The following is a 13798-nucleotide window of genomic DNA, read 5'->3' on the forward strand; positions in this document are numbered from 1 at the left end:
TTCTTGCGATAAACTTGTCCAAAATAAGACGAAATCAACATATCACAGCATAATGTAGATAATGTCTTAAATTAAATTAACTATATAAAGAGCTGAAGGATAATCGTTCTTAGTAGTAAGACCCCAGTTTCTCAACTCCGGGTTATGCCTCCAATAGCTGAATGGTGTATCAAAGATATAAAAAAAATAAGAGCCCTGCCTGAACAAAATTTGTTCAGGCAGGGCTCTCTCTATTTTCGTATTAATTAGGCACTTACTACTTTATTTGCTTTGTTTTGATGCATTTTTTTCATAACAAATCTTGCAATAGGCTGTGCAACAATCAATTCAATCCAAAATGCGATAGCGAAGTTTCTCGGCCAAATATGAAGAAAGTTTTTAAAAGGATCTAGAGTAACTTCACCCATGCCAATCCATGTGCCGATTATAGATAAACAGATAGACAAAACGGTTACATTTAATACAGTATTCAATAAAATACGAGCATTAAAGCCATCAGTTTGTCCAACAAACTTTGGCATTATTTTACCTACAAGTGGTCCTGCAACTAGTCTAACTAATAATACTACGACGACCCACATAATAGGAATAATCTTTAGTGTATCTATATAAACTTCTTTGCTAAATTCACGTTCCAACCCCATAATAATTGGAGCAATCGTGTTGACGGAAATAATTGAAATGATTAATAAAAACAAAATACCTTCTTTTGCATTTTGAGGTAGACGATCCTCTCTGTATTGCATAAATTTCATCTCCATACTGTAATATTTCAGATGGCAGATACCTGCGAACAAAAAATTTGTGCAAAAACGGCACAAAAAAAGCAAGACCATACAGATGGCCCTACTTATTGCTGCACACTGATATTTATATTATAACACAATTTTTAAAGCTAAGGAGAACTATTTATCCTTTTTTTAACAAATTAAATAATTCAGTTAATATGAGTTATAAAATAGTTGATGGTAAAGTATATTTTCTTTCTTCTTATAATAGTTCCATTAAAAGTCTAATTCTATAAAGCATACTGCCATATATTATAGATAGGTTACTCTGTTAGGAGGTGAGCATATGCCACTTTTTTCACCAGTTCCGGGAAGATCTTTTCCCCCAAGAAATAGACAAGTATTTGGCCCTCCATATCAGGAGCAACAGTTTGGCCCCCCTTATCAGGGACAACAGTTTGGCCCCCCTTATCAGGGACAACAATTTGGCCCTCCTTATCAGGGACAACAATTTGGCCCCCCTTATCAGGGACAACAATTTGGCCCCCCTTATCAAGGGCAACAGTTTGGTCCTCCTTATCAAGGACAGCAGTTTGGCCCTCCTTATAATAATAGAGGGAACCAATCTTCTCCAGGTGTTTTAGGAAACCTACCAAATCACATCAACACACTTATGGGTCATGCAGGTACGATACGGAATGGTTATACTATGATGAGACAATTAGGGTCTGTTATAGGTTTGTTTAGATAATCAAAAGCCGATGTTCTTTTACATATGGGACATCGGCTTTTTCTAATAATACTACTCCCATGCAAAAATTATGAGAGGCTAGTAAAGTAAACCAATAAAATTTGATTAGTTTAAAAATGATTGAGAATACAGAGATCGGATTAATTTGGCGTCAATCGTTACATTCACTGTTGTTTGATTTCTCCTCTAATAGAGCTTGGTAGACTTATGTTCTGGTTAATAAAATCTAGTAATTTTACTGTATAAGGCTTACAATTTTCACCTACTCCAAACGTGATGCTTAAATCTTGTGGGGAATAGATAACTGTGTGTAATGTACCAAAATATTGTTTGTAATAATTAAAAAAGAGTGGAGATTTTCCGTCATTAAATTGATGGTACAACTGATTTTTAGATAGTGCTTTTGTTAATAGTTCATTTAAGTACGTTTTACGCAAAATAGAACTCTGTATATCTTTTCTATTTTTTCCTTTTAATCTATGCGCTTCAAAATGATTAGTACAAGTGATTTGTTTATCAATATTGATATGTATGTTGTTAGAAGCAGCTTCTACAACAACCCCTTTTCCACTACTATCTGTCATTGAATAATTATAACAATAGGCATGAGGAATTTTTTCTATCAGTTCAATTGCTTCCTCTACGTTTTTACAGTTATCCAAGAGAATACGGACTATTGTAGTGGCCATAAAACCTTCTTTACGTTCTTCATTGTTTACAAAATGTAATCCTACAACTAGACCTTTTTCATTCATCCCATCGAGCCTACCAATGATTTGTTGACTAAAACCAACGGATGCATACCCATCTTTTGGTTTCATAAAAACTAATCTTGAGTCATAAAAGTCTGGACTAAAATCGTAATTCCGGACATACATGCCATTACTAACAAAAGAAGTGCAGCCCATTGTTAGGAATTCCATATCGTATCCACTATATAATCGAATTGCATTAGGAATATTCATTCGAGCACCTTTTGCAAGTCCTTTGATTTCTTCTAAAATACTTGGGGAGATTTGCTCCAGCCATTTTTCACTTTTCTCGTATTTTGAATGTGCTGTCATCTTCTTTAACATTTCTTGATTTTCAGATGCTACCGAAGTAAGTAATTCCTCACCTTGCTGTACACCAATTTTGAAATAGCTTCCTTGCAATTTTACTAACTTCAATATTAGCTCTTCATTGGACAATTACTTCCTCTCCTCTTCCTCTAAATGAAATACAGGCAAAATAATTTCCATTTCCATAAAATCATTTCCGTAATAGCATTCCATTATAGAACCAACTGGAATCCACTCATTTTCATTTGCGTATCCCAATAATTTCAAATATCCAGATTTAACCAGCTTAATAGACTCTTTAAATGGAAGTGCAAGTACAATACAAGGCTGCATAATTTCTATTTTAAAAGGTGTCTCTATTTGCTCTAAATCTACTTTGGAGTCTATTACAAAACCAATTCTTACCTTTAAAAAATGATCTCCAGATAAATACCTTAAATAACAATTCTCAAATGTAATGTTTCTCCGTTTTAACAGCTTTGCTTTCGCTTTAATATGCTCACCAAATTCACCAATTTCGCCCTCACTATCAAACCAAATAATTACTTCTTCAGATTTCTCCTTTAAATAAATTGGCTCATTTAAGGAATTGCTATCTAAAAAACGATAGCTAACATCTAATAATTTTCTTTGCTTCTCAAGATTGCTCTTCCATACAGTTACCATCTCGTGCTTTCGAAAATTATCTTTTTCTAGGAGATATCTTTGAATATCTTTTAGAGGCACATTTATAAGTCGCAAGCTGGCTATTAACTTTAACATTTCTATCTGATCATCTTCATATACTCTGTAGCCGCTCATATTTCTATTGGAACGAATTAAATCTTTTGTTTCATAAAATCTGATTGCGCTTGGGGAAATACCGGTCTTTTTAGATAATTCTTTAATAGTAATAGAATGCTTCAAATAATTACCTCCTTAAATACATCATAAACCTTAAAGTAACTTGAACCTCAAGAAAAATAAATGACAGAATTCCTCGTAATTCACATCTTACAATCCTTTACATTTTTCTAATTAATTCAAGTATAAAAGAAATGAAATATGACACGCATTTTTATGTATTTAAATTTTTGCATATGCTAACTTTTATTGTAGATGCTAAAAAAAATCGACTAGCTCACTTAAGAGGAAGTCGACTTTTTTAGAAAAGAGATACAAAATGGGAATGTATCATTATAACCTAATTGATTCTTTTTAAAGATCGTGTAGAAAACTGACAAATAAAATGACCCACGACCAAAAGTCGTGTAGTCAAAGCTGAAACACTACCTTATTCTCCACCATGCTTAATAAATAAAGCTTGCTCCTACAATAATAAGTAGGATAAACAGTACTACAAGCAAAACGAAGCCCGATCCACTATTACCGTAACCGCCGCCACCTTGACCTTCATATCCAGACATCATATATACCCCCTTTCCTACTGATACTTACAGAATATGAAAAAGTAAGCATGTGGATAAGGTAATATAACACGTATCAAATAAATAATTTATTGAGCACTGATAATAAATTGTTTATTGCCCGTTAGCAATAGGTAAGCTTTTGAAGCTATCTTGGATTTTAACTGGCTCTTTCTTTTTTTATATGCACATTTATTTTTCCTTCTTTTTATTTTGGAAATAAAAAAACAACGTTTAGATAAAATTACCCAACGGAGTAAAACCAGTTAACCTTTTCAATATCAATTTGTGATGACTTGTCTGTCTCACTCATCCCACAAGAGGCGCAATTGCTTTACTTTTTGATTTAAAGGAAGGAGCCGCCATTATATGTTCCCTATTTGTTTCCATAGATAGGGAACATTTTGCATTTGAAAGGACAATATAAAAAGTAGCGAACACTCAAGTTCTATACATAAGATTGATTTGATCAGCAATATATGCTGAATCTAAATGTAAGCCATATTTTAACCACCACATAATGACGCCGACAATAGAAGCAGTTTTAATATCTTTGTCTACAAAGGTTTTTCTTCCTATATTTTTAGATTGATTTCTCCGGGTTACAATCAAATCCTTCATCAAAAAAAGTAAATGTTTTTCAACTTGTTCAAACTGCACTAACGCAAGTATATGATTTCTTTGCTCACGCAGATAATCCAAAAGCTGTATTAAGTTCTCTTTTCTATTCCTATCAAAAACGGCAGTCAAATTTTCTATTTTGTCTGTTAGCACTTGTAAAATGTCATATGTTAAATGTTCCTTTAATTCATTAATATTTTGATAGTGTAAATAAAAGGTGGTTCGGTTTAAATTTGCTCTCTTCGTTAATTCTTGAATAGAAATTTGGTGTAGAGAGTGACCTTCTTGTAACAGTTCAAGTAGGGTAGCTTTAAGCATTTCCTGTGTACGAATGGCACGAGGATCTTCTTTAAAAGACATTTAAATCATTCCTTTTATATATTAAATTTCTACTAATCGACAGAAATGACTTGATTGTATATGGACGTTTTAATTCTTCTGCTATGATATTTTTCAGACACTATGTCGATAATATGTATTATATGGGAAGGAAATTAATATGCAAAATGAAATATCAAATAGTACTAAAAAGTTACTAATTATTATAATGATAACTGGAACCTTTTTTTCTACATTAAATCAAACATTGTTAAATGTTGCATTTAGTGATTTAATGGTTGTTTTTGATGTAAGCACGGCAACGATTCAATGGTTAGCAACAGGATTTATGCTTGTAAATGGTGTGTTAGTACCTATCACAGCTTACTTAATGAAACGTTTTTCCACACGTCAGTTATTTATTAGCTCAATGCTATTTTTACTAATAGGCTCTATTATCTCAGCATGTGCAAATAATTTCGGCATACTATTAACAGGTAGAATGGTTCAAGCAGTAGGTGCTGGAATTATCATTCCTTTAATGATGACTGTAATTGTTTATTTATATCCGGCTGAAAAACGCGGAGCAATGATGGGGAAGATTGGCTTTGCAATTATTTTTGCACCAGCAATTGCACCAACATTAGCAGGCTTTATTTTAGAGTACTTATCTTGGCGATGGTTATTTATCATCATGGTTCCATTCGCAGCATTGATTATTATTCTAGCAAGTAAATATTTAATTAATGTAGCTGAAACATCAAAAGTAAAGCTCGACATAATCAGTGTTATATATTCAACTGTTGGCTTTGGACTTGTACTTTTTGGCTTTAGTAGTGCAGGCAGCAAAGGATGGGATGATCTTATCGTCATTACATCAATTATTGCCGGTTTGCTTGTAACAATATTATTCTGTCATCGACAAATAAAGGCTACTGAACCTTTATTGAATTTAAATGTATTCAGATTTAAAATTTTTACGATGACGTCGATAGTCAATATTGCGATTACAATATTAATGTATGCCGATTTAATATTACTGCCGATTTATTTGCAAGATGGCCGAGGTTTTACAGCACTTGAAGCAGGATTATTATTATTACCTGGCGCCATTATCAATGCTATGCTTTCCCCAGTAACCGGTAAGCTATTCGATAAATTTGGAGCAAAACCTTTATTCATTCTAGGAACAGGTTTAATCGCTTTATCCATGCTTGCAGTGATTGATTTATCACCAGAAACAACAACAGCATATATTTTAGTTCGTACAATTTTATTACGTATAGGTTTGGCGTTTATTACGATGCCATTAAACACAGCCGCGTTAAATTCATTACCAAAAGAATTAGCCTCTCACGGATCTGCGATCAATAATACAGTTCGCCAACTGGCTGGAGCGATTGGTACAGCAGTTATCATGACAATTTATTCTATTCAATTATTGAATGTCTCTTTAGAATCTACGACAGGTTATATTGGTGCAACAAGTAACACATACTTATATATGTTTGTTATCTCTATGATAGCGTTCATTATCACATGGTTTACCCCGAAAAAGACAAATTAAAATAATTTTAATACACTTCGATAGAGGCTGGGACAAAACCCACCTTAGAAAACCAAAAGCCCCGAAAATTTTACGACATGTAAAATTACCGGGGCTTTTTTGTCTTCTCCAAGGTCTTTGTTCTCCGCTATGACGGACGGGGCACGGGTCGAGCCTGTAGTCTCTCCCCCGTGCTTGTCCCCTAGGAGTCGCCGCCTTCGCTCCGAACAAATAGAAGGAGCCTATTTTGAGAAAACTCAATAAAAAAGGCTCCTAATACTTATTGTATAATAATAATATCTATATCTTAATATTACATCTCTAAATCTGTGAATGCGTAAGGTAATAATTCTCTTAAGGTCAATTCTAATATATCTTTCTTTTCATTAGTTAAATAAACTGGCATTTCAGGTAAACAAAATTCAGCTAAAACTTGTCTGCAAATGCTACATGGTGGAAGAAAATCAACCGTATCGCCTGCTACAGCTATAGCTTGGAAATCACCTTTTTTATAACCATTCGCTACTGCAGTATATATAGCTGTTCTCTCAGCACAATTAGTTGCACCTAATGAAACGTTTTCCACGTTTACTCCATTAATTACAGTACCATCTTTTAATAATAATGCTACTCCAACCGGGAATTTGGAATACGGTACATATGCTTTTACTTTCATGTTACGTGCACTTTCCATTAACATTTCTTTATTCATTTTATCCATCCTCTTTCAAATAAGAATGAACTTTTCACAGTCCCCTTTACGCCAACGTTTGTTGGCAGGACTTCTAATATAATATTTCTACAATGTTTTTGTCAATGTCGTTAGTTATTATAGTAATCATATATCTATGAAACTGGAAATTTAAATGTATTTTTTTCTATATAAACTGTGTCATTAGAATTTTTGATAATGATATCAAAATGCTTACTGTACGGATGCATAAACACTTCGTACTGAATTCTTCTTTCATCATGAGATTGTGTTAAGTAATTCAGATCGGCACCCCTTTCAACAATATCACGGCCCGACCTTCTCATTAATTCTGTTTCACCATCTGTATAGAAGTAAATTTTTAAATCAAATAAATCTGGATTAATAAATCCTACACTCATTCCTTCTACAATCGTAATTTTGTTTTTCGAAGATATTAGCTCGCTTTTCATATAATCTGTATCAATCGTATATAAATCTAAACCATCTCTAACCATTTGAATATCTCTTTCTAAAGAAATTAAATGATGAGCTGATGGATGGCATGCCGTCATTTTATACCGATGATTTTCGTTTTGGTATGTATAGTCGATAATGGCATGTTTTCGAATGTTTGAGGTAATAATATATGGATCTGTATTAATATAATTCACTTCATTTTCATTTAGTAGGCTTATTAATCTATTGGCAAACGTTGTTTTTCCCGCAGCACCATGTCCTGAAACACCAATAATAATTTGTTCATTCGTCATTCTAACCCAATATATAATTTCTTGTAATAGCTTATCCATCATTATCTCCTTTTATTAATGAGCTGTATTTCACAACGATCTGCTCACCTTAGGAAAGTAAATCTCAGTCATTCCTTTTGGCTGTAAAGAATCATTAAATGTTTCGAGCCTAGCTTTTCCTATATCGAGATCGTATTTCTTTTGATTATCCTGGGAACTAAAATACCGCCAGAAAGAACAAATATGTTTTTCTTCAAATCTAAAAACTACATATTCTTCCGCGGACAGGCTTAAAGATACCATCCCTTCCGGTACTTCTTCGATTTTATTAACCATTAATCCTACAGTCATTTTTGATCCATTGTCATGTATCACCATAAAGGTGTTACTAGTCAATGTTTGTTCCATTATTTCGTTTTTTCTCGCTTCAACTCTTGCAAAGAGTTCCTGTTCTTCTTCATAAGACTGTGGTAATTGTTTTTGTAGTCCAATTAAAAATATTTTTTTGAATTGCTCCGTACGAATTGTCCAAAGTGCTTCCATGTCTATAGTATTTTGTTCCATCGTACACATCACCTTTCTTCTATTTTTCTCTACTTTTATTTGTTTGTTACTGTTTTAATACGGCATGGCAATATAAAAAAATCGTTCGCTTATATGAATTATAAGCAAGCGAGTTTAACATTTCCATATTTAAACATTAATTTATTAACTTAATCTTTGCTAAAAACTTAAACAAAATGAATATGATTGGATAGGTTATCAACTATAAGTTGTTCTCATTATGAGTTATATTTTTAGTCCTATTGAAGTTATACTACCGGCTATCCTAGTTTAAGATTAGTTTTTGAAAGAGGTTTTTAGGGTAAATTCAATTGAAGAAGATAAACAAAAAAGAAGAGAGGGATTACGCTGAAAAAGCTAATAATACTACCTTTTATTTTTGTAATGATGACTGCTTGTGGAAATGAAGATAATAAAGCTTTACAAAAGGATGATCCTGAACAAATAGTAGACGATGTTGAAATAAATAATGGTCAGTCAGAAGAGCTAGGAACAGAATATAAAGAACCAGTTAAATCGAATGAAAACGTAACAAGTGATAGTAATGCTAGAAATACAAATTTCGAAAGTATTATCCCGAGTGACTGGGACATTCAATTACCAACAGATTTCCCCGTGACAAAAGGAAAACATTTAACGGCTATTGCTTCTTCAAAACAGAATGTTGTAACTTTTGAATTTTATCAAGCAGACAAACAACTAGAGATGAACGATCCGAAGATAAAAGAAAATGGGCAATTAGTTGGGCAGTTAGTAATTACTAAACATGCCACGGCAAAATCCGCAGGTGAAGAAATAGATAAAACGGTTTTCAGTGATGGGGAAGCTGTTGATTTAGGGCATGGTATAACTGGGTATCAAGATGCAGGAGCAGGCTCAATATTTACAAGTTGGAATGAAGGGCGCTGGGCCATTATAGCACGTTCAACAACAGAAAAATCAGAGGAAAGCTTAACGATAGCAAAAGAAACTGTGGAATTTTTGGAAACACATATGATGCCAATTCCAGAGCAATATGGCCATCTGCATATTGATGCAAATGATCAAGGTAGCCTTGCAACATGGCAAAAAGAAAAATTTGTCTATACGCTAACAAATTTTGGTGACAACACGCTTAATTGGCTTATAACTTTTGAATAAATACAACAGAAATCCTAGTTGGTTGAAAGATTCACTTTTTCGGTATAAATACACTAGAATCCACCACAAGGCATGGGTTATATGGGGAAGAAGAAAGTGATTACAACGATTTTCATCAATAAAAAAAACTCATTCTTCTCAATATTAATCCTTCTTTTAGGACATGCCACTCATTAGAAAAAACCTGTTCAGTTACAACATAGTTGCTAACTCCAAAATTCAATATTCTCTCTCTTAATATGTCTGAAGAGTGCTTCACCTTCTGAATTGCCGATATTCACCTAACAACTAAAAAAGCCAAGGAAGCTGTGATTTCCTTGGCTAACCATTACATTTATTTCCTTAATAGCGAAATATTCTGGAACATTATAGCTGTTATAGTAATTCCAAACGGATTCTGCATCCTCTTTGAAGTCTGCTTCACAATTTGTCACACTGGAAATACGATAAGACACTGAAGATAGAGCCTATATAATTAGGTCGTTTGATCATTTATGTGAGAGCAACGCATCAAGATATTTTTCTCTAGTTGTTCTGGATCCTCGCTTTCAACCACTATTTTGTCAAATTCAAATCCTTTCAAACCAAGGATAGCTACTTTATTTGCGTCATGATAGGATAAGAAATATTTCTTTTTATCAATAATGAAAATCCCAGCTTTATAGCCGATTGTAGTAATACCTGTTCTTTTTACAGCTGTCAAAGGAAAATTGAAATTACTAATCTGTACTTCTTCAACCGAATTGTAAGGAATTTCCATCTTTTTTCTTAATGTAGTAACCTTTGTCTTGCCTGATATATTCAATATTAAAGCAGTATCACCAAATTCAATTTGAACACTCACCTTTTATCACCTCCTTTACAATGTCAGAATCGTCTCCACACATCTTTAAAGTTCGATATGTCAAAATATTTTAATAATATATACGATTTAATAACCACTTGGTTTCATCATACTGTTCCGTTGGTTCAAGTGAAAATTTTTGCAATCAGCTATTTTAATATAATTATCCAATAAAAAAACACCACTCAGTAAACTAGAGAGGTGATTTAAATATCAGTTGCCAACTATGATCTAACTGGATGTCCAGTTACATTATAGTCGGTATCTCAAAAATTCAATAACAGCAACAAAATACGGGTTTTTCGTAATATTTAATTTTAGTTGGTAACCCATCTAATTGCACCATAAGGTTTTTACATTATAGTTAGTAACTCAATGTTATGGTTTTAACTTTAAAGTACGCATTAATATTATTAATTATTTCGGCTAGCGAATATTTAACTAAGCACCCGTTAGTTGAAGAGTGCTTATTTGACTTTCTTGGCAATATACATAATATGTTCTGCTAAACCCAGCATATCTTCGCGTTCGCATACTTGCTCTGCTAAGTCTAGCCACGCAGACACCACTTCAGGCGGTCGGCTAAGGAGTTCTGCCTCACGTAGATATAAAAAACTTTCGAATTAAGCAAATGTAGTTTTTCAAGACTAAACTGTTCGAAAAATGGAAGTACATCTTTAGGACGAATAAAGAAATTATCGGTAAACCCGTGACCTTTAAAATTCACATCATCCAGCATGATATTTAGTTGTGATTTTTGCTCGTCAGATGGGGAGAAAATCACCAATAGCGAGTCAAATAGCAACCGATTTTGCATATGTTTTAGACATTGATTAACAATAAAATAAGCTAGAAAAAACGCACAGATTTTTGTGCCTGTGCGTTTTATTACTTACCATATTTCTTAATAAATCACGTATCACTTGTTCAACCATCGTGCCCGTTTGTAGCACGATAAATCGCTTCTAATTTGTAGTGTTTATTAATGCTCCCATTAATTCAGTGAGGTTGCGTAGGTAGCTAACAACACGGAAACTATTAAGGGCAAGAATTAATAATGAGATGGCGATTATAAACTTTAATACCTTTTCCATATGATACTCCTTTTGAAAATAAAAATGTTAAAGAAATCCTCTGCAAAATGGCTCCATTTATTGAATAATACGTCCTCTTATATTATCTATTTTAGCACAAATTTTCTTATTCCCTTAAACATTTTAATCACTTCAGATTTACCATTCCTTATTGAACTTAACTGCTGCGTTAGTTTAAGTGAAACCCTTCACAATTTATAGCTATTTTAACATAGGTACCCAACAAAAAATCACCTCTCAGTTAAACTAGAGAGGTGATTTTGACGTTCTTTTATAAATATTAGTAACCTACTTTAATGTTAAGTTACCAACTATGTTGTAACTGGACATTTACATAACCTAAAAATTTATTTAACCCTATTACTCAACCGTAACAGATTTTGCCAAGTTTCTTGGTTTATCCACGTCACAGTCTCTGTGTAGAGCAGCGTAGTAGCTGATTAGCTGTAATGGGATTACGGCTACTAGTGGAGCTAAGAATTCGTGTACTTTAGGAAGTACGAAGCGGTCGCCTTCTTCCTCATGGCCCTCCATTGCGATAATACATGGGTTAGCGCCACGTGCCACTACTTCTTTTACGTTACCACGAACATTTAAGCTTACAGCCTTCTGTGTTGCTAAAGCGATTACTGGTGTGCCGTCTTCGATAAGGGCGATTGTACCATGCTTTAATTCTCCGCCAGCGAAGCCTTCTGCTTGTATATAAGAGATTTCCTTAAGCTTTAAAGCACCTTCTAAGCTTACATAGAAGTCCACATTTCTTCCGATGAAGAAAGCGTTTCTTGTAGTAGAAAGGTATTCTGCTGCAATCTCTTCTAGCTCTTCTTTAGTGTCTACAATCGCTTGAACCGCATTTGCTACAATTCCAAGCTCCTTCACAACATCAAAGTCTAACTCTTGGCCTTGTGACTTAGCAAATACAGATGCAGTTACCATAAGTACTGCTACTTGTGCCACATAAGCTTTTGTAGAGGCTACAGCGATTTCCGGACCAGCATGAAGTAATAACGTGTGGTCTGCTTCACGAGAAAGCGTAGATCCTGGTACGTTAGTTACGGTTAATGTTGGATAACCTTTTTCTTTGATTTTCACTAATACTTGGCGGCTATCTGCTGTTTCGCCAGATTGCGTGATGAAGATGAATAAAGGTTTTTTTGAAAGTAGAGGCATATTGTATCCAAACTCACTTGAGATATGCACCTCTACTGGAATACCAGCAATTTTCTCGAAGTATTCTTTACCGATTAAACCAGCGTGATAGCTAGTTCCTGCTGCAATAATGTACAAGCGGTCTGCTTCTTTTAGTGCATCTAAAATTGCAGAGTCAATAGTAAGCTCACCTTGTTCATTTTGATATGCTTGTATAATTTTACGAAGAACAGCTGGCTGCTCATCAATCTCTTTTAACATATAGTGAGGGTAAGTCCCTTTTTCAATATCACTCATGTCTAGCTCTGCTTTGTAAGGAGCACGCTCTACCTTTGTACCATCAAGCGTTTGGATTTCCACTGATTCCTTGCGCACGATTACGATTTCTTGGTCATGAAGCTCTACGTATTGCTCTGTAACTTGTAGCATAGCCATTGCGTCAGAAGCAACTACGTTAAATCCTTCTCCTACACCTACAAGAAGTGGAGATTTGTTTTTAGCTACATAGATCGTGTTTTCATCTTTATTGTCTATCAATGCGATTGCATAAGAACCATGGATTAAGTGCAATGTTTTTCTAAGAGCATCTACCGTAGATAGACCATCTTTGGAGAAACGTTCGATTAACTGAACGATAACCTCAGTATCTGTGTCAGAAGCCATTTCAACGTCTGCTAAATAAGCTTTTTTCAGTAAATGATAGTTTTCGATTACACCATTATGCACTAGTGTAAAACGTTTTGTTGTACTTTGATGAGGGTGAGCATTTTCTTGGTTTGGAACACCGTGAGTTGCCCAGCGAGTATGACCAATTCCTAGATTTGCACTTACATCTCCATCTACCGCTTCACGTAAATCTGCGATACGTCCTTTTTCCTTAAATACCATTACTCCGTCTTCATTTAAAACTGCAATTCCCGCAGAATCATATCCACGGTACTCTAATTTTTCTAAGCCTTTTAATAAAATTTCTTTCGCATCGTTTTCACCGATATATCCTACAATTCCACACATAATTTATATTCCTCCGTTATCATTCATGTCAAAATAAGCATGTTGAAAAGCTTGCCTTAGCGATAAAACGCCTGTGGAAACACACATAATCTATGCGATACCACTATTGCGCTTATCCT

General features: G+C 34.1%; 13 protein-coding genes. 3 read left to right on the forward strand and 10 right to left on the reverse strand.

Going from position 1 to position 13798, the window contains the following annotated elements; all coding sequences use genetic code 11:
• Positions 1-245: 245 nt before the first annotated feature.
• Positions 246-746 carry a hypothetical protein gene (locus MKY94_RS19575; protein WP_154312094.1) on the reverse strand — a complete coding sequence of 167 codons (501 nt, stop codon included), beginning with the start codon at positions 744-746 and terminating at the stop codon, positions 246-248.
• 328 nt (positions 747-1074) lie between these two features.
• Between MKY94_RS19575 and MKY94_RS19580 the strand changes: the two genes are divergently transcribed.
• Positions 1075-1479: a hypothetical protein gene (locus MKY94_RS19580; RefSeq protein WP_342577649.1), complete on the forward strand. Its 405-nt coding sequence runs from the start codon at positions 1075-1077 to the stop codon at positions 1477-1479.
• Between the two features lie 164 nt (positions 1480-1643).
• Here MKY94_RS19580 and MKY94_RS19585 read toward each other — a convergent pair whose 3' ends face one another.
• The 4 genes from MKY94_RS19585 to MKY94_RS19600 form a co-directional block, all read right to left on the reverse strand.
• Entirely contained in the window at positions 1644-2648 is a 1005-nt protein-coding gene (locus MKY94_RS19585) for a C45 family peptidase (protein WP_342577650.1), read from the reverse strand.
• 21 nt (positions 2649-2669) lie between these two features.
• Positions 2670-3446, reverse strand: a complete 777-nt coding sequence (locus MKY94_RS19590) for a MerR family transcriptional regulator (RefSeq protein ID WP_154312092.1) — start codon at positions 3444-3446, stop codon at positions 2670-2672.
• A gap of 383 nt (positions 3447-3829) precedes the next feature.
• Positions 3830-3946, reverse strand: coding sequence for a YjcZ family sporulation protein (locus MKY94_RS19595; RefSeq protein WP_144541142.1), 117 nt, complete (start codon positions 3944-3946; stop codon positions 3830-3832).
• Positions 3947-4387: 441 nt separating this feature from the next.
• Entirely contained in the window at positions 4388-4927 is a 540-nt protein-coding gene (locus tag MKY94_RS19600) for a TetR/AcrR family transcriptional regulator (protein ID WP_144541140.1), read from the reverse strand.
• 139 nt (positions 4928-5066) lie between these two features.
• Between MKY94_RS19600 and MKY94_RS19605 the strand changes: the two genes are divergently transcribed.
• Positions 5067-6452, forward strand: a complete 1386-nt coding sequence (locus MKY94_RS19605) for a DHA2 family efflux MFS transporter permease subunit (RefSeq protein WP_144541138.1) — start codon at positions 5067-5069, stop codon at positions 6450-6452.
• Between the two features lie 292 nt (positions 6453-6744).
• On the opposite strand, the gene MKY94_RS19610 is transcribed toward MKY94_RS19605, so the two are convergent.
• From MKY94_RS19610 to MKY94_RS19620, 3 genes are all read right to left on the reverse strand, one after another.
• Entirely contained in the window at positions 6745-7143 is a 399-nt protein-coding gene (locus MKY94_RS19610) for a cytidine deaminase (RefSeq protein ID WP_144541136.1), read from the reverse strand.
• A 134-nt stretch (positions 7144-7277) separates the two neighbouring features.
• Positions 7278-7934, reverse strand: coding sequence for a phosphoribulokinase (locus tag MKY94_RS19615; protein ID WP_154312091.1), 657 nt, complete (start codon positions 7932-7934; stop codon positions 7278-7280).
• A 30-nt stretch (positions 7935-7964) separates the two neighbouring features.
• A complete protein-coding gene (locus MKY94_RS19620) occupies positions 7965-8438 on the reverse strand; it encodes a GyrI-like domain-containing protein (RefSeq protein WP_144541132.1) in 474 nt (157 codons plus the stop codon).
• Between the two features lie 384 nt (positions 8439-8822).
• Between MKY94_RS19620 and MKY94_RS19625 the strand changes: the two genes are divergently transcribed.
• On the forward strand, positions 8823-9578 hold the full coding sequence (locus MKY94_RS19625) for a hypothetical protein (protein WP_342577651.1): 756 nt from the start codon (positions 8823-8825) through the stop codon (positions 9576-9578).
• 475 nt (positions 9579-10053) lie between these two features.
• Here MKY94_RS19625 and MKY94_RS19630 read toward each other — a convergent pair whose 3' ends face one another.
• Positions 10054-10422, reverse strand: coding sequence for a PH domain-containing protein (locus MKY94_RS19630; RefSeq protein ID WP_342577652.1), 369 nt, complete (start codon positions 10420-10422; stop codon positions 10054-10056).
• 1454 nt (positions 10423-11876) lie between these two features.
• A complete protein-coding gene (gene glmS, locus MKY94_RS19635) occupies positions 11877-13679 on the reverse strand; it encodes a glutamine--fructose-6-phosphate transaminase (isomerizing) (RefSeq protein ID WP_144541086.1) in 1803 nt (600 codons plus the stop codon).
• Between the last annotated feature and the right edge of the window lie 119 nt (positions 13680-13798).

It is taken from the genome of Psychrobacillus sp. FSL K6-2843 (genome assembly GCF_038626375.1).
Lineage (GTDB): Bacteria > Bacillota > Bacilli > Bacillales_A > Planococcaceae > Psychrobacillus > Psychrobacillus faecigallinarum.